Genomic DNA, 24,272 nt, shown 5'->3' with positions numbered 1-24,272 from the left:
CGGACCACCCCGCGTTCGCCGGGGACCGTCCGGTTCGCAAGATCATCAGGGAGCCCCTCATGACCGCACTTCCGCAGGAGCGCCGCGTCGTCACCGCCATCCCCGGCCCGAAGTCGCAGGAGCTGCAGGCCCGACGCACCGCCGTGGTCGCGGCCGGTGTGGGGTCGGTGCTCCCTGTCTTCACCACGCGCGCCGGCGGCGGGATCATCGAGGACGTCGACGGCAACCGGCTCATCGACTTCGGCTCCGGCATCGCCGTGACGTCGGTCGGCGCGAGCGCCGAGGCCGTCGTGCGCCGCGCCTCCGCGCAGCTCCAGGACTTCACCCACACCTGTTTCATGGTCACGCCGTACGAGGGCTACGTCGCCGTCGCCGAGGCGCTCGCCGAGCTGACCCCGGGCGACCACGCCAAGAAGTCCGCGCTGTTCAACTCGGGCGCCGAGGCCGTCGAGAACGCCGTCAAGATCGCCCGTGCGTACACCAAGCGCCAGGCCGTCGTCGTCTTCGACCACGGCTACCACGGCCGGACGAACCTCACGATGGCACTGACCGCCAAGAACATGCCGTACAAGAACGGCTTCGGCCCGTTCGCGCCCGAGGTCTACCGCGTGCCGGTCGCCTACGGCTACCGCTGGCTGACGGGCCCGGAGAACGCCGGCGCCGAGGCGTCCGCCCAGGCCATCGACATGATCAACAAGCAGATCGGCGCCGACAACGTCGCCGCGATCATCATCGAGCCGCTGCTCGGCGAGGGCGGCTTCATCGAGCCCGCGAAGGGCTTCCTGCCGGCCATCAGCCAGTTCGCCAAGGACAACGGCATCGTCTTCGTCGCGGACGAGATCCAGTCCGGCTTCTGCCGCACCGGCCAGTGGTTCGCCTGCGAGGACGAGGGCATCGTCCCGGACCTGATCACCACCGCCAAGGGCATCGCGGGCGGTCTGCCGCTCGCCGCCGTGACGGGCCGCGCCGAGATCATGGACGCCGCGCACTCCGGCGGCCTGGGCGGCACCTACGGCGGCAACCCGGTGGCCTGCGCCGGTGCGCTCGGCGCGATCGAGACGATGAAGGAGCTCGACCTCAACGCCAAGGCCAAGCACATCGAGTCGGTCATGAAGACCCGCCTCGGTGCCATGGCCGAGAAGTTCGACATCATCGGCGAGGTCCGCGGACGCGGCGCCATGATCGCGATCGAGCTGGTCAAGGACGCCGCCACCAAGGAGCCGAACCCGGAGGCGGCGGGCGCGCTCGCCAAGGCCTGCCACCAGGAGGGCCTGCTGGTCCTGACCTGTGGCACCTACGGCAACGTCCTCCGCTTCCTGCCGCCGCTGGTCATCGGCGAGGACCTCCTCAACGAGGGCCTCGACATCATCGAGCAGGCCTTCTCCCGCATCTGACATCCGCGTCGCCGCAGCACCGGAACGCGGGACACCGCCACGGCGGATTCCGCTTGGTTCCGGTGCTGCGGCGTTCCGGGTCGGAGCGTGTGAAGAAGGTGTGCGAGGTGCATGACGGGACGCGATTCCGCCTGTCGGAGCCGCACCCCCTGCCGTAGGTTCTAACCAGATCAGAGATACACCTCGCCCACAGGGGACTGTGGGTGGCACCGGGTCGAGGCCTCCCCAGCTTCGCCCTGGTCGTGCCCTCGCGCACACACCCGGAGCTTCCGGCTTCGGTTCTCCTCACCGATCGGACAGTCGCCCGCCCCAAACCCCCCGGGGCGCGCGGCATTCCGGTCCGGACGGCCGCCTCGGAACCACCCCCCCTGTTCCGGGGCGGCCGACCCTCCTTCTTCTTTTTTCTTTCTTCCTCTTCGCGGACCCGTCGCTGCTCAGAGCCGGCGCAGCCCGTACCGGACGGCCGGACCTGTTCTGACAGGCTGTCCCCCATGCCACCCGTGCCCCTCCTGTTCGGCCTGCTCGCCCTCGGCTTCGTTTTCATCACCTGGCAGGTCGTGGCGGACGGCCCGCTCCTGGGCCTGGACGAGCGGCTGAGCGGCGCCGTCGTCCACCCGGACCGGCTCTCCGAGTTGCTCGCCGATCTGGGCAACGTCCAGGTGGCGGTTCCGGTCCTCGCCCTGACGCTGGGATACGTCGCGTGGCGGCGGCGCGCCGCCGGTCTGGACCGATGGTGGCTGCCGCCAGCCGCCGCCGCGGTACTGATGGCCGTCGTCCCCGCGCTGATCGTGCCGCTGAAGGAACTCGTCGCCCGCCCGGGCCCCCCGGTCATGGGGCCCGGCACCGGCTTCTATCCCTCGGGGCACACCGCGACCGCCGCCATCGCGTACGGCGCCGCGGCGCTGCTCCTCCTTCCGCTGCTCGGCACCGCGGGCGCCCGCCGCGCGGTACTGGCCGTCTGCGTGATCCTGAACGCGTGCGTGGCCTTCGGCCTGGTCCGGCGCGGCTACCACTGGCCACTGGACGTGGTGGCCAGTTGGTGCCTCTGCGCGGTGCTGCTGTACTCCCTGTGGCTCTTCCTCAGCCGAAGTACGCGTCGAAGTTGCGAGAGAACTCCCAGCCGCCGAACCGGTCCCAGTTGACCGACCAGGTCATGAGGCCGCGCAGGCCCGGCCAGGTGCCGTGGGTGGCGTACGAACCGCAGTTGGTCTTCTTCGTGAGGCAGTCGAGCGTCTTGGTGACCTCGGCCGGGGACACATAGCCGTTGCCGGCGTTGGTGGTGGCGGGCATGCCGACGGCTATCTGGTCGGGGCGCAGGGGCGGGAAGACGTTGCCCGCGTCTCCCGCGACCGGGAAGCCCGTCAGGAGCATGTCGGTCATCGCGATGTGGAAGTCGGCGCCGCCCATGGAGTGGTACTGGTTGTCGAGGCCCATGATCGAGCCGGAGTTGTAGTCCTGGACGTGCAGCAGGGTCAGGTCGTCGCGCAGGGCGTGGATCACGGGGAGGTAGGCGCCGGCACGCGGGTCCTGGCCGCCCCACTTCCCGGTGCCGTAGTACTGGTAACCGAGCTGGACGAAGAAGGTCTCCGGGGCCATGCTCAGGACGAACTTCGAGCCGTACTTGGCCTTCAGGGTCTTCAGCGCCGAGATGAGGTTGACGACCACCGGGGTGGTCGGGTTCTTGAAGTCGGTGTCGCTCGCGTCCAGGGAGAGCGAGTGACCCTCGAAGTCGATGTCCAGGCCGTCCAGGCCGTAGGTGTCGATGATCTTCGAGACCGAGGAGACGAAGGTGTCGCGGGCGGCCGCGGTCGTCAGCTGGACCTGGCCGTTCTGGCCGCCGATCGAGATCAGCACCTTCTTGCCCGCCGCCTGCTTGGCCTTGATCGCGGCCTTGAAGTCGGCGTCGCTCTCCACCGTCGGGCACTCCGTGACCGGGCAGCGGGTGAAGCGGATGTCGCCCGAGGTGGTGGAAGTCGGTTCACCGAAGGCCAGGTCGATGACGTCCCAGCTGTCCGGCACGTCGGCCATGCGTGTGTAGCCCGCGCCGTTGGCGAAGCTCGCGTGGAGGTAGCCGACCAGGGCGTGGGTGGGAAGGTCCGAGGAACCGCCGCCGCCCGAACCCGCGGACGTCGTCGCGGTCACCGTCGCCGACTTGGCCGACTCGCCCGCGTCGTTCGTCGCCGTGACCTGGAAGGAGTACGCCGTGGAGGCCGTCAGACCGCTCACGGTCGTCGAGGTGCCGGTGGCCGTCTGGACCTTGACTCCGTCGCGGTAGACGGCGTAGCCGGTCGCGCCCGCCACCGCCGTCCAGGACAGGCCGACGGACGAGGAGCCGACGGTGCCGACCTTCAGTCCGGTGGGCACGGCCGGCGGCTGTCCGGCGTCGACGCCGGGGCCGGTCAGCGAGAGGTCGTCGGCGTAGTACGTGCCGGTGCCGTACCAGCCGTGCGTGTAGATCGTGACCTTGGTGGTGGCGGCGCCGGTCCGGAAGGTGGTGCTCAGCTGCTGCCAGTCGGCCGCGGACTGGGTCCAGGTGCTGACGTCGGTCGTGCCGGTGCCGGTCGCGCCGAGGTAGACATAGCTGCCGCGGACGTAGCCGGAGAGGGTGTACTGCGCGTCGGGTTTCACGGTCACGGTCTGCGAGCACTGCGCGAAGTCGTTGCCGGCCGGGGTCGCCTTCAGCGCCGAACTGCCGCCGTGAACAGGGGAGTTGACGGTGCTGCCCGCCGTGCAGGTCCAGCCGTCCAGGCCCGACTCGAACCCGCCGTTCCTGGCGAGGTCCGCGTCGGCCGCACGGGCGGCCGACGAGAGCGTGACGAGGCCGGGCAGGGCCAGGGCGGTGGCCGTGCACACGGCGAGAAGCCTTCGATGACGACGGGCGAACGGTCTGTCGTGTCCGGTCCGGTCCACAACTGCCTCCGGGCATGGGGGGATGGGAGGATGGAGCGCGCCCAACTTGGTCCAGACCAATTCGCTTGTCAAGACCTCCGACAGGTAACCGGCTCCGGACGGCCGCCGGGCCCGGCCCCCTCACCGTTGCCGGTCCTCGTTGCCGGCCAGGCCCGCCGCGGCCTCGTGCATGGCCAGTTCGAGCAGGGCCGGGTCCGTGAGCGTGCCCGAGCCGTCCGGCGGGACCAGCCACCGGACCCCGCCGGTCGACCGTCCCGGGTAGGGCACCACGATCCAGGTGCCGGCGCCCGCGGTGCGCACCCCCGTCCCGAGCCACCGGGCCGCGGTGCCCGCGGGCACGAAGAACCCCATCCGGGCGTCGCCGAAGTCGACGAGCACCGGCCCGGGTTGGTCGATCACCCGGGTCAGCACGTCGAGCGTGGGATAGCCGAGCTCGCCCGGCAGGATGAGTACGTCCCAGGCCCTCCCCGCCGGCAGCAGCGCGATCCCGAGGGGATTGCGCTCCCACTCCCAGCGGCAGGCCTCGGGATCCGGAGCCACGGATGTCAGCCACTCGACCGCCGCCTTGGGCCCTGTCATGACGGAACCTCCCTCTCGTGTCGACGCTGGTCGCGTCACAGAGGAGAGGGAGGTTCGGGCCGGGCATTACGCGGGTTCGGGCCACCAGTTGGCAGTGGACCGGGTCACACCGGCGGTGGTGGGCGTACGCCCGTGGATCAGGTCCGGGATCACACGCCGCTCAGCTGTCGAAGCCGAGGCCCAGCCGGTCCATCGTCTTCAGCCACAGATTGCGCCGGCCGCCGTGCGTGTCCGCCCGTGCCAGCGACCACTTGGTGAGCGCGATGCCGGTCCAGGCGAAGGGCTCGGGCGGGAACGGCAGCGGCTTGCGGCGGACCATCTCCAGCTCGGTGCGTTCGGTGCGTTCCCCCGCCAGCAGGTCGAGCATCACGTCGGCGCCGAACCGGGTGGCGCCCACGCCGAGGCCCGTATAGCCCGCCGCGTAAGCGACTTTGCCCCCGTGGGCGCTGCCGAAGAACGCCGAGAAGCGCGAGCAGGTGTCGATCGCGCCGCCCCAGGCGTGGGAGAAACGGACACCCTCCAGCTGCGGGAAGCAGGTGAAGAAGTGCTCGGCAAGCTTGGCGTAGGTCTCGGGGCGGTCGTCGTACTCGGCGCGCATCCGGCCGCCGTACGGGTAGATCGCGTCGTAACCGCCCCACAGGATGCGGTTGTCCGCCGACAGCCGGAAGTAGTGGAACTGGTTGGCCGAGTCGCCGAGACCCTGGCGGTTCTTCCAGCCGACGGACGCCAGCTGGTCGGCGGTGAGCGGCTCGGTCATCAGCGCGTAGTCGTAGACCGGGACGGTGTACGGGCGGACGCGTTTGACCAGGTTCGGGAAGATATTGGTGCCGAGGGCCACCCGGCGGGCGCGGACCGATCCGTACGGCGTGCGGACGGCCATGCCGGCGCCGGACGGCTTCAGGGCGAGGGCGGGCGTGTGCTCGTACACCCGCACCCCGAGCTCCACGCACGCCCGCTTCAGGCCCCAGGCCAGCTTGGCCGGATGGAGCATGGCGACACCGCGGCGGTCGTGCAGCCCGGCCAGGAAGGTCGGCGAGTCGACCTGTTCCCGTACGGCCTCGGTGTCGAGGAACTCGATGCCGTCGGCGAGACCCTCGCGCTCCAGTTCCTGGTGCCAGTCACGCAGTTCGGCAGCCTGGTGCGGCTCGGTGGCGACGTCGATCTCGCCGCTGCGCTCGAAGTCGCAGTCGAGGGAGTAGCGGGCGACGGCCGCCTCGATCTCGTCGAGGTTGCGGGCGCCCAGCTCCTCCAGCTTCCTGATCTCGTCCGGCCAGCGGGTGAGCCCGTTGGACAGACCGTGGGTGAGGGAGGCGGCACAGAAGCCGCCGTTGCGGCCGGAGGCGGCCCAGCCCACCTCACGGCCCTCCACCAGGACGACATCCCGCCCGGGGTCGCGCTCCTTGGCGATCAGCGCGGTCCACAGTCCGCTGTAGCCGCCGCCGACGACGAGCAGGTCGCACGTCTCGGCGCCGGTGAGCGCCGGCTCCGGGCGGGGTTTGCCGGGGTCGTCCAGCCAGTACGAGACCGGCTGGGCGTCGGAGAGAGACTTCGTCCACTGATTACCACGGGTCATGGCGCTTGGGGCCATGATTTCCAACTCCCTACGAGGGTTTTCGAGCGTTATGCCTTTTGCCTGTTACGGCGATTCCCGACGACCATTCCGGCCAGGACGAACAGTACGGCGACGAGGAACATGGCCGTACCGATGACGTTGATCTGAACGGGTGTTCCGCGCTGTGCCGAACCCCAGACGAACATGGGGAACGTGACGGTCGAGCCCGCGTTGAAATTGGTGATGATGAAATCGTCGAAGGAGAGCGCGAAGGCGAGCAGCGCGCCCGCGGCGATTCCGGGGGCCGCGATGGGCAGGGTGACGCGCAGGAAGGTCTGCGCGGGACCGGCGTACAGGTCCTGGGCCGCCTGCTCCAGCCGCGGGTCCATCGACATGACACGGGCCTTGACGGCCGTCACGACGAAGCTGAGACAGAACATGATGTGGGCGATCAGAATCGTCCAGAAGCCCAGCTGAGCACCCATGTTGAGGAACAGGGTGAGCAGCGACGCGGCCATGACGACCTCGGGCATCGCCATCGGCAGGAAGATCAGCGAGTTCACGGTGCCGCGCGCGCGGAAGCGGTAGCGGACCAGCGCGAAGGCGATCATCGTGCCGAGGACGGTGGCTCCGACGGTCGCCCAGAGGGCGATCTGGAGGCTGAGCGAGAGCGAGCCGCACATGTCGGCGACCCCGCACGGATCGCGCCAGGCGTCCGTCGAGAACTGCTGCCATTCGTAATTGAAGCGCCCCTTCGGTTTGTTGAAGGAGAACACCGTGACGACGATGTTGGGCAGCAGCAGATATCCGAGCGTCACCAGGCCGGCGATGACGACGAGATGGCGCTTGAGCCAGTTCACGAAGGCCATTTAAACCAGATCCTCCGTCCCGGACTTGCGGATGTAGAGCGTGACCATGATGAGGATCGCGGCCATGAGAATGAAGGAGAGCGCCGCGGCCGTCGGATAGTCGAGAATCCGCAGGAACTGGGTCTGGATGACATTGCCGACCATCCGGGTGTCGGTGGAGCCGAGCAGGTCGGCGTTCACGTAGTCACCGCTGGCGGGGATGAAGGTCAGCAGCGTCCCCGAGACCACACCGGGCATCGACAGCGGGAACGTCACCTTGCGGAAGGTGGTGATCGGCCGCGCGTACAGGTCGCCCGCCGCCTCGTGCAGCCGTCCGTCGATCCGCTCCAGCGAGGTGTAGAGCGGCAGGACCATGAACGGCAGGAAGTTGTACGTGAGTCCGCAGACCACCGCGAGCGGGGTGGCGAGGACGCGGTCCCCTGACGTGAAGCCGAGCCAGCTCGTGACGTCCAGGACGTGCAGCGAGTTCAGGGCGCCGACGACCGGGCCGCCGTCCGCGAGGATCGTCTTCCAGGCGAGCGTGCGGATCAGGAAGCTGGTGAAGAACGGCGCGATCACCAGGATCATGATCAGGTTGCGCCAGCGGCCCGCGCGGAACGCGATCAGATACGCGAGCGGGTACCCGAGCACCAGACACAGGACCGTCGCGGCGCCGGCGTAGAGCACGGAGCGCAGGAACTGCGGCCAGTAGTCGGTGAGCGCGTCCCAGTACGTCTGGAAGTGCCAGGTGACCTTGAAGCCCTCCTCCAGCGATCCCGTCTGCACGGACGTGGAGGCCTGGTAGACCATCGGCAGCGCGAAGAAGACGACGAGCCACAGGAGCCCGGGCAGCAGCAGCCAGTACGGGACGAGACGGCCGCGCTTTCTGGGCGGCTTCCCGGCGGACTTCGGCGCGATCGGTGGCGCCTCCACCTCGGTGACGGTGGCCATCAGGCGGCCTCCTCCTCGGCCGTTTCGACGCCCGCGTCGATGTCCTGGGCGGCGTCGAGACCGAAGGTGTGCTCCGGGCTCCAGTGCAGGACGACGTCCGCACCGGGGACGAGCCGGGAGTCCCGGTCGATGTTCTGGGCGTAGACCTCGAACTCGGGACAGACGGCGCTGTCGATGACGTACTGGGTGGAGACACCGATGAAGCTGGAGTCGGCGATCTTGCCGGTGATCCGGTTGCGGCCGGCGGGTATCTCGCCCGCGTCGTCGGCGTGCGTGAGGGAGATCTTCTCCGGGCGGACACCGACCAGGACCTTGCCGCCGGTCGTGGCGGGGGCGGAACAGCGCGCCCCGGGGAGCACCAGCTTGCCGCCGCCCGCCCTGAGCACGATCTCGTCGCCGCTCCGGGAGTCGACCTCGGCCTCGATGAGGTTGGAGGTGCCGAGGAAGTTGGCGACGAAGGTGGTGTTCGGGTTCTCGTAGAGGTCGGCGGGCGCGCCCAGCTGCTCGACGCGGCCCGCGTTCATCACGGCGACCGTGTCGGCCATGGTCATGGCCTCCTCCTGGTCGTGCGTGACATGGATGAAGGTGATGCCGACCTCGGTCTGGATGCGCTTGAGCTCCAGCTGCATCTGGCGGCGCAGCTTGAGGTCGAGGGCGCCGAGCGGCTCGTCGAGGAGCAGCACCTTGGGGTGGTTGATCAGCGCGCGGGCCACGGCGACCCGCTGCTGCTGGCCGCCGGAGAGCTGGTGCGGCTTCTTGCGCGCCTGCTCACCGAGCTGTACGAGCTCGAGCATGTCCTCGACCTGCTTCTTCACCGACTTGATGCCGCGCCGGCGCAGGCCGAAGGCGACGTTCTCGAAGATGTCGAGGTGCGGGAAGAGGGCGTACGACTGGAAGACCGTGTTCACCGGCCGCTTGTAGGGCGGCAGGTTCGTCACGTCCTGCTCGCCGAGCGAGACGGTGCCCGAGCTGGGCTCCTCCAGGCCGGCGATCATCCGCAGGGTGGTGGTCTTGCCGCAGCCCGACGCCCCGAGGAGGGCGAAGAACGAGCCCTGCGGCACGGTCAGGTCGAGGGGGTGCACGGCCGTGAAGGCGCCGTACGTCTTGCTGATCCCGGAGAGGCGGACGTCGCCGCTGTTTTCGTTCGTCATGGTGGTCACGCCCCTGTGAGCTTCGCGAACTTCTCTTCGTAGGCCGTCTCTTCCTTCTGGCTCAACGAGCGGAAGGCGTGGGACTTCGCGGCCATGGCCTTGTCAGGAATGATCAGCGGATTGGTCGCCGCGTCGTTGTCGATCTTCGCGAGGTAGGGCTTCACCCCGTCGACCGGGCAGACGTAGTTGATGTAGGCGGCGAGTTCCGCGGCGGGCTCGGGCTCGTAGTAGTAGTCCATGAGCCGCTCGGCGTTCGTCTTGTGACGTGCCTTGTTGGGGACCAGCATGTTGTCCGTGGACGTCAGGTAGCCGCTGTCCGGGATGAGGAAGTCGACGTCCGGGCTGTCCGCCTTGAGCTGGACGACGTCGCCGGCCCAGGCGAGACAGGCCGCGAGGTCGCCCTTGGTGAGGTCGGACGTGTAGTCGTTGCCGGTGAAGCGGCGTATCTGACCCTTGTCGACGGCCTTCTGGAGGCGGGCGATCGCCGCGTCGAAGTCGTCGTCGGTGAACTTGACCGGGTCCTTGCCCATGTCGAGCAGCGTCATGCCGATGCTGTCGCGCATCTCCGAGAGGAAGCCGACGCGCCCCTTGAGCTTGGGGTTGTCGAGCAGATCGGAGACGGACCTGACCTCGACCCCGTCGAGCGCCTTCTTGTTGTAGGCGATGACGGTCGAGATGCCCTGCCAGGGATAGGAGTAGGCACGGCCGGGGTCCCAGTCGGGGTTGCGGAACTGGGCGGACAGGTTCGTGTACGCGTGCGGAAGGTTCGCCGGGTCGAGCTTCTGCACCCAGCCGAAGCGGATCAGCCGCGCGGCCAGCCAGTCGGTGACGACGATCATGTCGCGCCCGGTGTCCTGGCCCGCCGCGAGCTGCGGCTTGATCTTGCCGAAGAACTCGACGTTGTCGTTGATGTCCTCGGTGTACTTGACCTTGATACCGGTCCGCTCGGTGAACGTGTCGAGCGTGGGGTGGTGCTTCTCGCTGTCGTCGACGTCCATGTACTCGGTCCAGTTGGAGAAGTTGATCGTCTTCTCCTTGGCCGAGTGGTCCTCGGACGAGACGCTGCCCTGGGGCTTGCCGGCCGCGGGGATACCGCAGGCGCTCAGCGTCCCGAGCCCGCCGACGGCGAGCGCGCCGCCCGCCGAGGCGCGCAGCAGTGACCGACGGGTGAGGGAGGCCCTGCCGTTCCGGAAGCTGCGCCGCAAGGCGGCCAGTTGAACCGGGGACAGGCGTTCGGGCTCGTACTGCTCCATGCTCTGGTGCCCTTTCGAGAGGGTCGCGGCCGTGGTCGCGGCCTGGTCTGCCACAGGGCCGTAGCCGGTCGATCGGCTACGGCCGGTCCCCGAAGACCGTGCGGTGCCAGTCCTTCCTGGCGACCGCGGTGTTGTCGAACATGACGTGCTTGATCTGCGTGTACTCCTCGAAGGAGTAGGCAGACATGTCCTTGCCGAAGCCGGACGCCTTGTAGCCCCCGTGCGGCATCTCGCTGATGATCGGAATGTGATCGTTGACCCAGACGCAGCCCGCCTTGATCTCGCGGGTCGCGCGGTTGGCACGGTAGACGTCGCGGCTCCAGGCGGAGGCGGCGAGTCCGTACGGGGTGTCGTTGGCCAGCGCGATGCCCTCGTCGTCGGTGTCGAAGGGGAGCACGACGAGCACCGGGCCGAAGATCTCGGCCTGCACGATCTCGCTGTCCTGCCCGGCGTCGGCGACGAGCGTGGGCGCATAGTACGCGCCGCTCTTGAGCTCTCCCTGTGGGGCCTCACCGCCGGTGACCACGCGCGCGTAGCCGCGGGCCCGGTCGACGAATCCGGCGACGCGGTCGCGCTGGGCGTGCGAGATCAGCGGGCCGAGGTCGGTGCCGGGCGCGAAGGGGTCGCCCACGCGGACGCTCGCCATCAGGGCACCCGTGCGCTCCACGAACGCTTCGTAGAGCGGCCTTTGCACGTACGCGCGCGTGGCGGCCGTGCAGTCCTGGCCGGTGTTGATGAGCGAACCGGCGACCGCGCCGTGCACGGCGGCCTCCAGATCCGCGTCGTCGAAGACGAGGAAGGGGGCCTTGCCGCCGAGCTCCAGGTGGAGGCGCTTGACGGTCGAGGTGGCGATCTCCGCGACGCGCTTGCCGACGGCGGTCGACCCGGTGAAGGAGGTCATGGCGACGTCGGGGTGCCCGACGAGGTGCTCACCGGCCTCCTTGCCGAGACCCGTGACGATGTTGATGACCCCGTCCGGGATTCCCGCGTGCGTGGCCGCCTCGGCGAACAACAGGGAGGTGAGCGGGGTCAGCTCCGCGGGCTTCAGCACGATCGTGTTGCCGGCCGCGATCGCCGGGAGGATCTTCCAGGCGGCCATCTGGAGCGGATAGTTCCACGGCGCGATGGAACCGACCACACCGATGGGTTCCCGGCGTACGTACGAGGTGTGGTCGCCGGAGTACTCACCGGCCGACTGGCCCTGCAGATGCCGGGCGGCGCCCGCGAAGAAGGCGGTGTTGTCGATGGTCCCCGGCACGTCGAACTCGCGGGTCAGCTTGAGGGGCTTTCCGCACTGCAGCGACTCGGCCTGGGCGAACTCCTCGGCGCGCTCCGCGAGCACGGCGGCGAAGCGGTGCAGGGCGTCGGAGCGATCGCCCGGGGTGGCGCCCGCCCAGCCGGGGAACGCCGCGCGGGCGGCCGCGACGGCCGCGTCCACGTCGGCGGTGCTCGCCAGCTCGTATGTGTACACCTCTTCGCCGGTGGCGGGGTCCACGACCGCGTGCGTGCGGCCGGAGGTGCCCTTGGTCAGGCGGCCTCCGATGTACTGCGCGCCGTCCGCGAGGCGGTCCTGCGCCTGGAAGCGATGGCCCGGATTGTGCATGTCGCTCTCCTCCGCCGTCCTCCCCGTCGGGACGGGGGTGGGCGTAGCTCCAGCTCGATTTGAGTGCCGATCCTGACAGAGCAAAGGGACTCCAACAAGTGATTCCGTTGTTGCCTTTTGGTTACGCGACGGAATCCTTCGACCAGGTGTCGAGTCCTTCTGGAAAAGGCGGGACGGAATGTCAGTGGTGCGTGCCACAGTGGCGTGCATGGGGAAGATCGATACGCGGGAAGCACTGGTCAGTGCGGTTCAGTCGGGGACGCGAGTGAAGTACCTGCACTTCTGGGGGCACCGCCCGCGGCCCGACGGCCAGGTGGGACCGAGCTGTCTCAGCCAGTGGTGGCCGTCACCCTTCGTGGTCGAAGGTGTCACCTACGCGACGGCGGAGCACTGGATGATGGCCTCCAAGGCACGCCTCTTCGGCGACGCGGAGGCCGAGCGGCAGGCGATCGAGGCTCCGAACCCCGCGCTCGCCAAGAAGGCCGGGCGACTGGTGCGCGACTTCGACAACGCCGTGTGGGAGCGCGAGCGGTTCGAGATCGTCGTCGAGGGAAGCGTCCACAAGTTCGCCGCCCACCCCGGTCTGCGGGCGTTCCTGCTGGGCACGGGCGGGCGCGTCCTGGTGGAGGCGAGCCCCATGGACCGGATCTGGGGCATCGGCCTCGCCGCGACCGACGACGGGGCTTCGGATCCCCGCCGCTGGCAGGGACCCAACCTCCTGGGCTTCGCCCTGATGGAGGCACGCGACCGGCTGCGGTAGCCGCGGGGGGCGCCCCGGGGCCGGGGCTGACACTCACGCCCTGCCCGGACGGCTCCGGTGACACCGGGGTCCGGGGGCCACCCGCCCCCGGGGCCCCGCCCGGGGGGCGCCTTCCCGGGACCGCCGGGACCTCCGAGCCCGCCGTGCCCTCCGCGCCTGCCGTGACCTCCAAGCCCTCCGAGCCCGCCGCCACTCTGCGGATGCGCAGGCGCCCTGACCACCCGAAACTGTCCGTGTGAGTCGCACCTCCGTAGCGCGTGACGAAGCCGCGCCCCAGGCGCCCCGCGCCCCGCACCAGTCACTGGCCCTCGCGGCCATGCTCTTCGCGGTGTCGATGACGTTCATCGACCAGACGATCGTCTCCATCGCGGCTCCGGACATCGTCCGCGAGCTGGGGCTGTCGGCCTCCGGAATGCAATGGGTGGTGAACGCCTACCTGCTGTCGCTGGCCGCGTTCTTCGCCCTCGGCGGGCGTCTGGCGGACCTGCTGGGACCACGCCGTGTCGTCGTGGCCGGGACCCTGGTGTTCGTCATCTCGTCGGTGCTCTGCGGATGCGTGCCGAAGGGGGACTTCGCACAGACCTGGCTGATCACTTTCCGGGCGACGCAGGGACTGGGGGCCGCTCTCCTCTTCCCCGCGGCCCTCGCCGTGGTCGTGGCCGTGTTCCCGGTGGACCGGCGCGGCCGGGCGCTGGCGTTGTTCTTCGGGCTGTCCGGGGCGCTGACGGCCATCGGCCCGTTGCTGGGCGGCTGGCTCACGGCGTGGACCTGGAGAGCGATCTTCTGGGTCAATGTGCCCGTCGCCGTCGTGGCCCTCGTCCTGACGGTGATGGCGCGCATTCCCGACCGGCGGCGCGACGAGTCGCTGGACGGCGTCGGAGCCCTGCTGATCGCGGTGGGCATGGGCCTGAGCGTGCTCGGTTTCCAGCAGGCCGCGGCCTGGGGCTGGGACAGCGCTGCGACCTGGGGCTGCATCGCGGGCGGCCTGGCGGTGCTGGTCCTCTTCTGGCGCTACGAGGGAGGCAGACGTCACCCGCTGGTCAACCTGGCGGTCTTCCGGGACAAGGCGTTCACCGTGGACTCCCTGGTGCTCTTCTTCGCCATGCTCGCCTTCGTACCGGTCTTCTTCTTCGCCTCGGTGTACGCACAGGTCTCCCTGAGCGCATCGCCCAACCAGGCCGCGCTCTACCTGCTCTACTTCTTCGCCGGCTTCGCGATCGCCTCCCAATGGGGCGGCCGGATGCTGGACAAGCGGGGCGCGCGGCCGGCCATGAAGATCGGCACCGCCCTGGGCGCCGTCGGATTCGCTCTCTGGGCGGGCAAGCTGACCGACCTGTCCATGCACGACCAGTGGCCCTACGTGGCTCTCGCGGGCGCGGGCATCGGTTTCATCCTGGCGCCCGCTTCCACGGATGCCGTCAACCGGTCCATCGGAGCCTCGTACGGCGAGGTCACCGGGATCACGCAGACCGTGCGCAACTACGCGGCGAGTGTGGGCCTGGCCGTCTTCGGGACCATCCTCACCCACAACATGACGGACAACATCGTGTCGACGCTCCGCTCCCGGGGCCTGACCTCGGCCGAGGCCAACGAAGTGGCCAAGGACATCGCCGAGGCGGTCACGGGCAACGCCGACGCGCAGCAGCCCACCGGCGGCGGCGCCACCGCCGAGGTCATGCGCGAGACGATGCCGAGCGTGCGGATGGACTTCGCCGAGGCCAACCAGTGGGTCTTCTACGCCATGGCCGTCGCACTGGCCGTCGGGTTCCTCTGCGCCCTGCGCCACCCCGGAGACCGGGGAAAGGCTGCCGCGGGCGACGAACCACCGACAGCCGCCTGACACAGGCTCCCGGCACAGCCGCCGCTGGCTATCGGCTGTGCGTCACCAGAGAGGTGGAGAAGCCGTAGTCGCCGCCCGAGTCCTCGCCGCCGTTGTCGTCCGGCGCGACGATGATGATGACGAGCAGCGCGATGGCGAGCGCGACGCCGACGGCTCCGCAGATGACCCCGGCCAGCGCCTGCCCTGGATTCGTCGCCTCACCCCGGCGTGCCTTCCCCCGGCCGATCAGACCGAAGATCACGGCGAGGATGCCCAGCACGATCGCCAACGGCCACACACAGAACAGCACCGCCGCGATGATGCCCAGCACCAGACCGGCGGTCCCCATCCCATTGCTCGGCATGGGCTGCATCAAGGGCCAGCCGTAGCCCGGTGCGCCCGGGTGGGCGAAACCCGCAGGGGCGGCGCCGTACTGGGGGTAGCCGTAGCCGTACGGGAGCCGCCCCGGGCCGTCGGGGGCGATCGGCGGCGGGGGGACGTGCTCGCCGGGAGCGGGCTGCGGATACGGGGTGTGGGCCCCCGGCGCTGCGAAGGGGTTGTCCAGGGAGGGGCCGCCGAGGCTTCCGGGGCCGGGCGGCACCGGCGCGCCGGGGAACGAGGTGATCGTCGGCAGGCCGTACACCGGAGGCGGCGTGGCACTCCCCAGGGCACTCCCCGTGGACGAAGCGCGCCCTTCGGGCGGCGCCCAGGAATGGGTCTCCTCCTCGAGCGGCGCCCAGGGGTTGGGCTCGGAGTCCCGGCCGACGGCGGGCTTCCCGAGGGAGACCCGGGCAGCGGGGGCGGATGCAGGGGCCGCAAAGGGCGGGGTGCCCTGCCCGGGCACGGAACCCTTCGGCACGTCACCACCCTTCGGCCCGTCACCGAACGCGCTGTCCACCCACCGCGCGCTCTGCGCCGGCGCGGAATCCGGACCGCTGTCCGCCGGAGGCGCCGCGGGGTCCGGGGCGTCGGCGTGTGCACGGTCTGCTCCGGGTATCGCGTCCCCGGGCTCGGGTATCGCCCCGGTCGGCTCGGGTATCGCGTCCCCGGGCTCGGGTATCGCCCCGGTCGGCTCTGGCATCGCGTCCCCGGGCTCGGGTATCGCCCCGGTCGGCTCTGGCATCCCGTCCCCGGGCTCGGGTATCGCCCCGGTCGGCTCTGGCATCGCGTCCCCGGGCTCGGGTATCGCCCCGGTCGGCTCTGGCATCGCGTCCGCGGGCTCGGGTATCGCGTCCCTGGGCTCCGCGCTCGGCGCGGCGTCCACCGCGGGGGACCCGTTCCGTGTGGACGTCGGGTTCCCGTCGCCCGGCGCGCTCGACGCGTGCCCCTCGCCCGGCGGAGCCCACGCGCCCGCGTCGCGTGGCGCATTCGGCCTCTGGGCGTCGTCGGACATGCGCGAGGTCCCCTCTGTCGTACGTTCGGTCATGCTACGGCCCGGGCGCGGCCGGCGGATCTCCCCGGCACGACGGCCCAGGCCGGACACGCCGGGCCCGCACGGCGGTGGGCCGCCGCCTACGATGATTCCCCGAGTCATCGATCAGCCGATCACCCGCGTCCCGCCGAGCACGGCCCGGAGACGCCGTTCCGGGGAGGAACCCCTTGACCGAGCACATCACCGCACGCGACGACCTCCACGACCTGCACTCCTTCATCGCCGGACTGCCCAAGGCCGAACTGCACGTCCACCACGTCGGCTCCGCCTCCCCGCGCATCGTGTCCGCCCTCGCCGCCCGCCACCCCGACTCCCGGGTGCCGACCGACCCCGAGGCGCTCGCGGACTACTTCACGTTCACGGACTTCGCCCACTTCATCCAGGTGTACCTGTCCGTCGTCGACCTCATCCGGACCCCCGAGGACGTACGGCTGCTGACGTACGAGGTCGCACGGGACATGGCCCGCCAGCAGGTGCGCTACGCCGAGCTGACGATCACTCCGTGGTCCTCCACGCGGCGCGGGATCGACGAGCTCGCCTTCATGGAGGCGATCGAGGACGCCCGAAAGGCCGCCGAGAAGGAACTCGGTGTCGTCCTGCGCTGGTGCTTCGACATTCCGGGCGAGGCCGGACTCGAGGCGGCCGAGGAGACCGTGCGGCTCGCGACCGACGACCGGCTGCGGCCGGAGGGGCTCGTCTCCTTCGGACTCGGCGGACCCGAAGTCGGCGTGCCGAGGCCGCAGTTCAAGCCGTACTTCGACCGTGCCCGCGCCGCGGGACTGCGGTCGGTGCCGCATGCCGGTGAGACGACGGGCCCGGAGACGGTCTGGGACGCGCTGAACTTCCTGGGCGCCGAGCGCATCGGCCACGGCACCAGCTCCGCCGGGGACCCGAGGCTGCTCGCCCATCTCGCCGAGCACGGCATCGCCCTGGAGGTCTGCCCGACCTCGAACATCGCCACCCGCGCGGTACGCACCCTCGAAGAGCACCCCGTCAAGGACTTCGTGGCGGCCGGGGTGACGGTCACCGTCAACTCCGACGACCCGCCGATGTTCGGCACCAACCTCAACTCCGAGTACGCGGTCGCCTCCCGCCTCCTCGGCCTCGAGGAGCAGGGGCTCGCGGCGCTCGCCAAGAACGCGGTGGCGGCGTCGTTCCTCGACGAGGCCGGCAAGGCGAAGATCGCCGCGGAGATCGACACCTACACCGCGACCTGGCTCGCGCTCTGACCCAGCAGATCCGACCCAGCACAATGGGCACATGCGCACCGTGATCGCAGTCGCCCACCGCGGCGACCCCTACCGCGCCCGGGAGAACACGATCGACTCGTTGCGTTCCGCGCTCCACCAGGGCGCGGACGCCATCGAGATCGACGTACGGCTGACCCGCGACCGCGTACCCGTACTGCTGCACGACGAGACGCTCAAGCGCCTGTGGGACCACGACCGGCCGCTGGGCTCGCTCTCCTGCGACGAGGTGCGCGGGCTCACGGCGGGCGGGGTGCCGACGCTGGCGGAGGCCCTGGAGGCGACCGGCGACACACGGGTCATGATCGATCTGCCGGGAGCGGTGGACGCGGGGGTCGTACGCGAGGTCGTGGACGTGGTGCGGGCGTGCGGGGCGGAGGAGCGGGTGTACTACTGCGCCGCGGCACCCGCCATGCTCGCGGTGCGGGCCGTCGACCCGTCCGCGGAGATCGCGCTGACCTGGACGACCCTGGCACCGCCGCGCCCGGCGCTGCTCGACGCCGTACGGCCGCGCTGGCTCAACTACCGCTTCAGTCTGGTGCACCGGGATCTCGCGGCCCGCGTCCACCGCGACGGCCACCTGCTCTCCGTGTGGACCCCGGACACCCGTCGCTCGATGCGCCGGCTGCTCGACGTGGGGGTCGACTCGATCACGACCAACCGCATCGACGCACTGACCGCCCTGCGCAGGGACTGAGCCGGAGGACCCGCAGGGCTGCGCCGATGACGGACGGCGGACCGCGGACCGCGGTCTGCGGTCTGCGGTCTGCGGTCTGCGGTCTGCGGTCTGCGGTCCGCGGTCCGCAGACCGGACGCGGCGGGTGCCCCGTCGGCGGACCGGACGCGGCAACGTCGGGCGAAGCCCTCTGCGGACCGGACGCGGCAACGTCGGGTGAAGCCCTCTGCGGACCGGGCGCGGCGGTGCGTCGAAAGGGCAACGCCGGACCCGTGCCGCGGCCGGTCGGGCACGGCGGCGGCGCCGGGACCGGGCGGGGTGGTCCGGTCGTCCCTTAGGGGCGACCCTCGCCCGGATACCGGGGACGGCGCCCTGCTCGGTGAGGATCCGGAGGATCGCGCGGGGCCTGAGGATGACGGGAGTCCGCTTCCAGCTCACCGCCCTCAGGAGCACTCAATGTCCTTACGCCGCCCTGTAGTCGCCCTCGCCGCCGCCCTCGCTCTCGGTCTCGCGGCCGGACCACTGGGCGCCCCGGCGTCCGCCTCCCCCACCACGTCGTCGGCACGGACCGCCGCACCCGACGCCGACGCGCTGCGCGCCGCGCTGGCCGGACTCCCGGACGCTGACGCGACGGCGGCGCTCGTACGGGTCGGGGGCACCGACGGCACCTGGCGCGGCAGCGCGGGGGTGCACGACCTGGAGAGCGGGCGCGCGGCCGATCCCGAGGCCCGCTTCCGGGCCGGTTCCACGACGAAGGTCGTCACGGCCGCGGTCGTCCTCCAACTCGCGGCCGAGCGCAGGGTGGGGCTGGGGACTCCGGTGCAGAAGTACCTCCCCGGGCTGCTGCCGGCCGGCTTCGAGCCCGTCACCGTACGGCAGTTGCTCAACCACACGAGTGGCATCCAGGCCGGTGACGGCTTCGGCGACGACTTCGAGGACGTCTACGCGCACCGCTTCGACACCCTCACGCCGCGCGAGGTCGTGGCCTCGGCGGTGGCGAAGGGACCGGAGTTCGCGCCGGGCACCCGGCAGCACTACCTGAACATCAACTACACGATCCTGGGCCTGCTGATCGAGAAGGTGACCGGCCGCTCGTACGCGCACGAGGCGGACCGGCGGATCCTCCGGCCCGCCGGGATGCGCCACACGTACTTCCCCGGCACCGACCCGCGCATCCACGGGCCGCACAACCATGGTTACCAGGCGGTGCCGCAGCCGGACGGCACGACGACGTTCGTGGACGTCACCGACTGGAACCAGGCGGACCCCTGGGCGGCCGGCGACATGATCTCCACGACGGCGGACCTGGAGCGTCTGATCAGGCGTCTGTTCAGGGGCGACCTGGTCCCGGCACGGCAGTTGGAGGAGATGTTCACCCTGCCCTCGGGCATCGAGGGCGCCGACATGAGCGCCGGACTCCAGCGCTTCGCGTACGGGGGCGAGGTGTACTGGCTCAAGTCGGGCGCCCGTTACGGCTACAGCGCGGTCGTGGTGGCCACCCGGGACCTGTCCCGCATCCTGGTGTTCTCGGTCAACTCCACCGACGCCAAGGGCGAGTCGATGAACAAGGTCGCCCAGCGGATCGCGTCGGCGGCCCTCAAGTAGCGGGCACCGGAGCGGTCGCACGCTCCGGGGTGAGCGCCTCCAGGCGCTTGATCCTCTTCCGTACGACATAGAGGGGGATCACCCCGAAGATCCCGAAGGACATGTCGACGACCGTCCACCAGAAGGGGATTCCGCGTATCGGTCCGCAGATCAGGGCCAGCGGGACGATGCCGGCGCAGGCGATCATCCCGAACTCGACGACCCAGATGTTGCGGACCGGATCGCGGTACGGACCGTAGAAGGCGACCGCGATCACCAGGTGGGCGAACGCCAGCCAGTCCGTTCCGTAGAGCAGGAAGGGGTACTGGGAGTCGGCGTCGTCGAGGCCGTGCCGCACCCGCTCGATCCAGTCCATCAGGGCGGGCAGGTGCTCCGACACGGACAGGGACCGCAACAGGTCCTCGGTCCAGTGGAGTTCGTGCACCAGCGGGAAGGCCGTGGCGCCACTGAGCACCAGGCTGACGACGAAAAAGACAAGCCACGCACGGATGCCCTTGAGCAGGGCGGCTCTGTCGCTCATGCCTGGAGCCTACGCCCCGACTTGAACGTGTTCAAAACCGCCCCGCCCGGGGCTCCGACGACTCAGGCGCCGCTCTCCCGCAGCATGTCCTCGCGCTCGACGATCTTCACGCGCTCGCGGCCCTGCGGTTCACCGAGCGCCTTCTCCGCGGCGTCCAGCCGGTACCAGCCGTCCCACGTGGTGAAACGCACGTCCCGCTCGCCGAGGAAGGCGTCCACGGCGGCCGGTTCGGGCGAAGAGGGGACGCCCAGACGGCCGTTGGCGTGGTCGTCGAGCAGGCTGGCGACCGTCTCGTTGGCGTCGCCCTTGGTGTGACCGATCAGACCGATGGGACCGCGTCGGATCCAGCCGGTGACGTACGTGGACCGCAGGTGTTCGCCGGAGTCCTCCAGCACACGGCCGGCGGCGTCCGGCACCGTGCCCGAGTCGACGTCCCAGGGCAGCTTCGGCAGGCTGTCGGAGAGGTAGCCCACGGCGCGGTAGACCGCGGTGACGTCCCAGTCCTTGAACTCGCCCGTGCCCTTGACGTTCCCGGTGCCGTCGAGGGCGGTGCGCTCGGTGCGCAGGCCGACGACCTCGCCGTTCTCGCCGAGGATCTCGGTCGGCGACTCGAAGAAGTGCAGGAACAGCTTGTGCGGGCGGTCGCCTGCGTCGCGGATGGCCCAGTTCTCCAGGGTCTTGGCGACCATGTCGGCCTGCTTGTTGCCGCGCCGGGTGGCGATCGAACCCTCGTCGTAGTCGATGTCCTCGGGGTCGACGATGACCTCGATGTTCGGCGAGTGGTCCAGCTCGCGCAGCTCCATCGGGCTGAACTTCGCCTGCGCCGGACCGCGGCGGCCGAAGACGTGGACCTCGAGCGCCTTGTTGGCCTTGAGGCCCTCGTGGACGTTCGGCGGGATCTCGGTGGGCAGCAGCTCGTCCGCGGTCTTGGCGAGGATGCGGGCCACGTCCAGCGCCACATTGCCGACGCCGAGGACGGCGACCTTCTCCGCCTCCAGCGGCCAGGTGCGCGGAACGTCCGGGTGACCGTCGTACCAGGAGACGAAGTCCGCCGCGCCGTACGAGCCGTCGAGGTCGATGCCGGGAATGTCGAGGGCCCGGTCGGCCGTGGCGCCCGTGGAGAAGATCACCGCGTCGTAGAAGGCGCGCAGATCGTCGAGGCTGATGTCCCTCGGGTAGTCGACGTTGCCGAAGAGACGGATCTGCGGCTTGTCGAGCACCTGGTGCAGGGCGGTGATGATGCCCTTGATCCGGGGATGATCGGGGGCGACGCCGTACCGGATGAGACCGAACGGGGCCGGCATCCGCTCGAACAGGTCGATGGACACGCCGGGCTCGGCGGCCACTGCGGATTTCAGCAGCGCGTCGGCGGCGTAGATTCCGGCGGGGCCGGCTCCGACAATGGCTACCCGCAGAGGGCGAGGCATGATCAGATTCCCTTCGAGCAGGGGCAGGGGACTCGACGGGAAGCCTAAACTGAGGCAAACCTAAGTCAGTAGGCGGGTCGGGGCTATGACCTCATAAGGCTGACTTATGGGTGATCAAGGTCCGCTTTATGGGTGGCCGGAGAACCGGCCGGAGGCCTTGTCGCTCGCGCCACCCGCCTAGCGCTGGACCGCCCTCGACGGGGTGGGGTTCGCCCCGGTCCGGACGGCGGACGGCTCGACGGACACGGAGGTGGGCGTCGCCGACGGCGATCCGGTGCGCGCCGGCGAGCGGGTCGGTCCGGTGGAGCCGGGCGCGGTGCTCGGCGCCGAGGTCCGGTCGGAGCGGCCGGTCGCGCTGGGCCGGGGGCTGACGCGCCCGGGCGACACCGACGGCGTGGGCTCGGCCGACGGACTGCTCGCGGGCGGCGGGGCCAGCGGAACCACCGGGGACACGGGCGACTCCGGTGCCGCCGACCGGAGCGGCAGCGCGACCAGGACACCGACGGCACAGGCCAGGCCGGCTCCGGCCGCGGCGCGCAGCAGCCGGCGGCGGGCGGCACCCCGGCGGATCGCCTCGTAGCGGCCCGGCGGTGGACCCAGGTAGTCGGAGGGGGGCCGCATGATGACGGCGAGCGGGTCCTCGGCGTCGAAGTCCGGACCGTCGTCAGAGTGTGTGATCAAGACTTCTCCTCAGGTGGGCGCGGAGCAGTTCGCGGGCCGCGTGGAGATCGGCCTTGACGGTGCCTTCCTTGCGCCCGGTCAGCACGGACACCTCCCGGATCGGCATGTCAGCGTAGTAGTGCAGCAGGATCGGGACGCGCAGCCGTTCGGGCAGCGACTGCACGAGCAGACGTACGGACGGATCGGCCTGCTCGTTGGGCGGGCCGACGACGGCCTCGGTGGTGGCCCGGCGCACGGCCCTGCGTTCCCGCTCCAGCTTGCGCCAGTGGTCCCGGACGAGGTTGGCCGCGGTGACGTAGAGGAACCCCCGCGGCTCGGCCACGGAGGTCCAGCGGGACCAGAGCCGGGTGAACGCCTCCGAGGCGATCTCGTGGGCCGTCTCGTCGTCGTCGACGAGACGGCGGCACCAGCCGGCGAGGCGCGGATAGAGGGCGGCGAACAGCTCGGACGCCGCCTTCTCACGGGACCCTTTCAACACTCTCCATGGTCGTGACAGGACTCGAAGGGAAGGATCCCGGGCCGAGGGCGTACGGTCCATCGGCCCAGGATCCCGCCTCCGCGTCCGCGGGGGACCCGGAGGCTGCGACGGGGAACGCGACGGTCGCGCGGGCGGAACGGCCACCCGGCGCCCCGACGGACGGCCGGACGCCCGTCAGGGACTCGCGGAGCTCAGCGCCGCGAACACGATCACGTTGTCGCGGTAACCGCTTCCGGAGCGGGGACCTCCGCAGGTGATGAGCCGCAGCTCCGGGCGGTCCACGTCGCCGTAGACCGCGTCGGCCGGGAAGTCGGCCTTGGCGACCGTGCGTACGGCGCTGACGGCGAACTCCGCCGACCTGCCGTTCTCCAGGCGCGCCACGATCCGGTCGCCGTGGCGCAGCCGCGCGAGGTGACGGAAGACGCCGTCGCCGTACGAGCCGACCGTGACGTGACCGAGGATCACCGACGGGCCCTTCTGGCCGGGCGTCGGCGAGTTCCGGTACCAGCCGGCCCGGTCGTGCGCCGCGATCGGGGGCACCCGCACGCTGCCGTCCGGGGCCAGTCCGAGCCGGATCAGCGGGGTGTCGACCCCGATGGCCGGTATCCGAAGACGGACCGGGACCGAACGCCCGAGCGCACGCGCCGGCTTCGCGGCCGGCCGTGCGGCCGTGGACGCGCCGCCGGGCCCTGCGGTCGCGGGTTTCCCGCCGGGCGGGGCGGCCGGGTGGCCGCCGCAGCCCACGAGCAGCGCGGCCGCGGCCGTGGTGACGAACGCGCGCCTGGAGAGAGGCGTCATGCCCCGGTCGCCCGCCGGCGGCGTACGACGAGGACGGCCGCGCCTCCGACGACGAACACCGCCGCGGCGCTCCCCCCGATCAGCCCGCCCTGCCCGGCGGAGTTCGCCGTCGGCACCACACCGGTGTCGGGCGCTCCGCTCGGCCGCACGGAGACCTGTCCGGGGGACGGCACCCGCGTCGGTTCGGCGCTCGGGGCGGCGGTGGGCGTACGCGTCGCGGCGGAGCTCGCCGGGGCCGGCGCGGCCGTGACACTCGGACGGCTCGTGGGGCTCGGGGACGTCCCGTCGGCGAACGCGGGCACCGTGCCCACCAGCACGGCGGTGCACGCGAGTGCCGTGGCACTGAAGACGGTTCGGCGCATGAATCGCTCTCTTTCGTCGGTCGGCCCGCCGCTCGGAACGGCGGGCCGGTTACGGATCGAGCGGAGAGACGAGCCGGCGGCGGACGGGGTTGTAAAGAGACGGCAAAGCCGCAGTGCGGAAGCCGCGCCATGCGGGAACTGGGCTGCGCCGGCGGCCGTCCGCGTCCGTCCTGGTGTCAATCTCCCCCGTTCGTCTGCGGTGTTGACGCGACCGTATGGGGGCACA

The 24,272-nt window shown here is 70.7% G+C and carries 20 protein-coding genes and 2 pseudogenes; 7 read left to right on the top strand and 15 right to left on the bottom strand.

Going from position 1 to position 24,272, the window contains the following annotated elements; translation table 11 throughout:
- Positions 1–59 precede the first annotated feature (59 nt).
- Positions 60–1,394: a 4-aminobutyrate--2-oxoglutarate transaminase gene (gene gabT, locus OG788_RS32075; RefSeq protein WP_356752459.1), complete on the top strand. Its 1,335-nt coding sequence runs from the start codon at positions 60–62 to the stop codon at positions 1,392–1,394.
- A gap of 197 nt (positions 1,395–1,591) precedes the next feature.
- Positions 1,592–2,533: pseudogene (locus OG788_RS32070) on the top strand (hypothetical protein); the annotation flags it as partial.
- Here the strand turns inward: OG788_RS32070 and OG788_RS32065 are convergent.
- From OG788_RS32065 to OG788_RS32030, 8 genes are all read right to left on the bottom strand, one after another.
- Positions 2,475–4,304 carry a chitinase gene (locus OG788_RS32065; RefSeq protein ID WP_406374703.1) on the bottom strand — a complete coding sequence of 610 codons (1,830 nt, stop codon included), beginning with the start codon at positions 4,302–4,304 and terminating at the stop codon, positions 2,475–2,477. The pseudogene OG788_RS32070 and the gene OG788_RS32065 overlap by 59 nt on opposite strands.
- 120 nt (positions 4,305–4,424) lie before the next feature.
- Positions 4,425–4,883 carry a hypothetical protein gene (locus OG788_RS32060; RefSeq protein WP_406374702.1) on the bottom strand — a complete coding sequence of 153 codons (459 nt, stop codon included), beginning with the start codon at positions 4,881–4,883 and terminating at the stop codon, positions 4,425–4,427.
- 160 nt (positions 4,884–5,043) lie between these two features.
- The gene (locus OG788_RS32055; protein WP_406374701.1) at positions 5,044–6,471 is read right to left on the bottom strand and encodes an NAD(P)/FAD-dependent oxidoreductase; all 1,428 of its coding nucleotides are present in this window, start codon (positions 6,469–6,471) and stop codon (positions 5,044–5,046) included.
- A 32-nt stretch (positions 6,472–6,503) separates the two neighbouring features.
- Complete coding sequence (locus tag OG788_RS32050; RefSeq protein ID WP_266763303.1) at positions 6,504–7,304, bottom strand: ABC transporter permease; 801 nt, start codon at positions 7,302–7,304, stop codon at positions 6,504–6,506.
- Positions 7,305–8,234: an ABC transporter permease gene (locus tag OG788_RS32045; RefSeq protein WP_351540373.1), complete on the bottom strand. Its 930-nt coding sequence runs from the start codon at positions 8,232–8,234 to the stop codon at positions 7,305–7,307.
- Positions 8,234–9,385 carry an ABC transporter ATP-binding protein gene (locus OG788_RS32040; protein WP_406374700.1) on the bottom strand — a complete coding sequence of 384 codons (1,152 nt, stop codon included), beginning with the start codon at positions 9,383–9,385 and terminating at the stop codon, positions 8,234–8,236. The genes OG788_RS32045 and OG788_RS32040 overlap by 1 nt, the downstream gene beginning before the upstream one ends.
- A 5-nt stretch (positions 9,386–9,390) precedes the next feature.
- On the bottom strand, positions 9,391–10,638 hold the full coding sequence (locus OG788_RS32035) for a spermidine/putrescine ABC transporter substrate-binding protein (protein WP_406374699.1): 1,248 nt from the start codon (positions 10,636–10,638) through the stop codon (positions 9,391–9,393).
- A gap of 76 nt (positions 10,639–10,714) precedes the next feature.
- The gene (locus OG788_RS32030; protein WP_406374698.1) at positions 10,715–12,241 is read right to left on the bottom strand and encodes a gamma-aminobutyraldehyde dehydrogenase; all 1,527 of its coding nucleotides are present in this window, start codon (positions 12,239–12,241) and stop codon (positions 10,715–10,717) included.
- 208 nt (positions 12,242–12,449) lie between these two features.
- On the opposite strand from OG788_RS32030, the gene OG788_RS32025 reads away from it, so the two are divergent.
- Positions 12,450–13,001, top strand: coding sequence for an NADAR family protein (locus OG788_RS32025; protein ID WP_406374697.1), 552 nt, complete (start codon positions 12,450–12,452; stop codon positions 12,999–13,001).
- 316 nt (positions 13,002–13,317) lie between these two features.
- The gene (locus OG788_RS32020; protein ID WP_351540661.1) at positions 13,318–14,841 is read left to right on the top strand and encodes an MFS transporter; all 1,524 of its coding nucleotides are present in this window, start codon (positions 13,318–13,320) and stop codon (positions 14,839–14,841) included.
- Between the two features lie 28 nt (positions 14,842–14,869).
- Here OG788_RS32020 and OG788_RS32015 read toward each other — a convergent pair whose 3' ends face one another.
- The gene (locus OG788_RS32015) at positions 14,870–15,901 is read right to left on the bottom strand and encodes a DUF4190 domain-containing protein (RefSeq protein ID WP_406374696.1); all 1,032 of its coding nucleotides are present in this window, start codon (positions 15,899–15,901) and stop codon (positions 14,870–14,872) included.
- Between the two features lie 420 nt (positions 15,902–16,321).
- Here OG788_RS32015 and OG788_RS32010 point away from each other — a divergent pair.
- The 3 genes and pseudogenes from OG788_RS32010 to OG788_RS32000 form a co-directional block, all read left to right on the top strand.
- Positions 16,322–17,481: pseudogene (locus tag OG788_RS32010) on the top strand (adenosine deaminase); the annotation flags it as partial.
- Positions 17,482–17,512: 31 nt separating this feature from the next.
- Positions 17,513–18,196, top strand: a complete 684-nt coding sequence (locus tag OG788_RS32005; RefSeq protein WP_406374695.1) for a glycerophosphodiester phosphodiesterase — start codon at positions 17,513–17,515, stop codon at positions 18,194–18,196.
- Between the two features lie 435 nt (positions 18,197–18,631).
- Positions 18,632–19,780, top strand: coding sequence for a serine hydrolase domain-containing protein (locus tag OG788_RS32000; protein WP_406374694.1), 1,149 nt, complete (start codon positions 18,632–18,634; stop codon positions 19,778–19,780).
- On the opposite strand, the gene OG788_RS31995 is transcribed toward OG788_RS32000, so the two are convergent.
- The 6 genes from OG788_RS31995 to OG788_RS31970 form a co-directional block, all read right to left on the bottom strand.
- Positions 19,773–20,300 (bottom strand): hypothetical protein, encoded by a 528-nt coding sequence (locus OG788_RS31995; protein WP_406374693.1) that lies wholly within the window; start codon positions 20,298–20,300, stop codon positions 19,773–19,775. The two genes, OG788_RS32000 and OG788_RS31995, sit on opposite strands and share 8 nt — an antisense overlap.
- Before the next feature lie 62 nt (positions 20,301–20,362).
- A complete protein-coding gene (locus tag OG788_RS31990; protein ID WP_351540396.1) occupies positions 20,363–21,727 on the bottom strand; it encodes an FAD-dependent oxidoreductase in 1,365 nt (454 codons plus the stop codon).
- 177 nt (positions 21,728–21,904) lie between these two features.
- Positions 21,905–22,408 carry a hypothetical protein gene (locus OG788_RS31985; RefSeq protein ID WP_406374692.1) on the bottom strand — a complete coding sequence of 168 codons (504 nt, stop codon included), beginning with the start codon at positions 22,406–22,408 and terminating at the stop codon, positions 21,905–21,907.
- The gene (locus tag OG788_RS31980) at positions 22,392–22,883 is read right to left on the bottom strand and encodes an RNA polymerase sigma factor (RefSeq protein ID WP_406374691.1); all 492 of its coding nucleotides are present in this window, start codon (positions 22,881–22,883) and stop codon (positions 22,392–22,394) included. Before OG788_RS31980 ends, OG788_RS31985 begins: the two co-directional genes overlap by 17 nt.
- Before the next feature lie 177 nt (positions 22,884–23,060).
- Positions 23,061–23,684 carry a class F sortase gene (locus OG788_RS31975; protein WP_406374690.1) on the bottom strand — a complete coding sequence of 208 codons (624 nt, stop codon included), beginning with the start codon at positions 23,682–23,684 and terminating at the stop codon, positions 23,061–23,063.
- Positions 23,681–24,046: a sortase-dependent protein gene (locus tag OG788_RS31970; RefSeq protein WP_406374689.1), complete on the bottom strand. Its 366-nt coding sequence runs from the start codon at positions 24,044–24,046 to the stop codon at positions 23,681–23,683. Before OG788_RS31970 ends, OG788_RS31975 begins: the two co-directional genes overlap by 4 nt.
- Positions 24,047–24,272 lie beyond the last annotated feature (226 nt).

It is taken from the genome of Streptomyces sp. NBC_00647 (genome assembly GCF_045207245.1).
Classification (GTDB): domain Bacteria; phylum Actinomycetota; class Actinomycetes; order Streptomycetales; family Streptomycetaceae; genus Streptomyces.
Note: the sequence above shows the minus strand (reverse complement) of the source record. Positions and strands in the feature narration are given on the sequence as shown.

Excerpts from the sequence above, each read along its gene's own strand:
- gabT (WP_356752459.1), top strand. The coding sequence starts at position 60 with ATGACCGCACTTCCGCAGGAGCGCCGCGTCGTCACCGCCATCCCCGGC.
- OG788_RS32060 (WP_406374702.1), bottom strand. The coding sequence starts at position 4,883 with ATGACAGGGCCCAAGGCGGCGGTCGAGTGGCTGACATCCGTGGCTCCG.
- OG788_RS32055 (WP_406374701.1), bottom strand. The coding sequence starts at position 6,471 with ATGGCCCCAAGCGCCATGACCCGTGGTAATCAGTGGACGAAGTCTCTC.
- OG788_RS32050 (WP_266763303.1), bottom strand. The coding sequence starts at position 7,304 with ATGGCCTTCGTGAACTGGCTCAAGCGCCATCTCGTCGTCATCGCCGGC.
- OG788_RS32045 (WP_351540373.1), bottom strand. The coding sequence starts at position 8,234 with ATGGCCACCGTCACCGAGGTGGAGGCGCCACCGATCGCGCCGAAGTCC.
- OG788_RS32040 (WP_406374700.1), bottom strand. The coding sequence starts at position 9,385 with ATGACGAACGAAAACAGCGGCGACGTCCGCCTCTCCGGGATCAGCAAG.
- OG788_RS32035 (WP_406374699.1), bottom strand. The coding sequence starts at position 10,638 with ATGGAGCAGTACGAGCCCGAACGCCTGTCCCCGGTTCAACTGGCCGCC.
- OG788_RS32030 (WP_406374698.1), bottom strand. The coding sequence starts at position 12,241 with ATGCACAATCCGGGCCATCGCTTCCAGGCGCAGGACCGCCTCGCGGAC.
- OG788_RS32025 (WP_406374697.1), top strand. The coding sequence starts at position 12,450 with ATGGGGAAGATCGATACGCGGGAAGCACTGGTCAGTGCGGTTCAGTCG.
- OG788_RS32020 (WP_351540661.1), top strand. The coding sequence starts at position 13,318 with ATGCTCTTCGCGGTGTCGATGACGTTCATCGACCAGACGATCGTCTCC.
- OG788_RS32015 (WP_406374696.1), bottom strand. The coding sequence starts at position 15,901 with ATGCCAGAGCCGACCGGGGCGATACCCGAGCCCGGGGACGCGATACCC.
- OG788_RS32005 (WP_406374695.1), top strand. The coding sequence starts at position 17,513 with ATGCGCACCGTGATCGCAGTCGCCCACCGCGGCGACCCCTACCGCGCC.
- OG788_RS32000 (WP_406374694.1), top strand. The coding sequence starts at position 18,632 with ATGTCCTTACGCCGCCCTGTAGTCGCCCTCGCCGCCGCCCTCGCTCTC.
- OG788_RS31995 (WP_406374693.1), bottom strand. The coding sequence starts at position 20,300 with ATGAGCGACAGAGCCGCCCTGCTCAAGGGCATCCGTGCGTGGCTTGTC.
- OG788_RS31990 (WP_351540396.1), bottom strand. The coding sequence starts at position 21,727 with ATGCCTCGCCCTCTGCGGGTAGCCATTGTCGGAGCCGGCCCCGCCGGA.
- OG788_RS31975 (WP_406374690.1), bottom strand. The coding sequence starts at position 23,684 with ATGACGCCTCTCTCCAGGCGCGCGTTCGTCACCACGGCCGCGGCCGCG.
- OG788_RS31970 (WP_406374689.1), bottom strand. The coding sequence starts at position 24,046 with ATGCGCCGAACCGTCTTCAGTGCCACGGCACTCGCGTGCACCGCCGTG.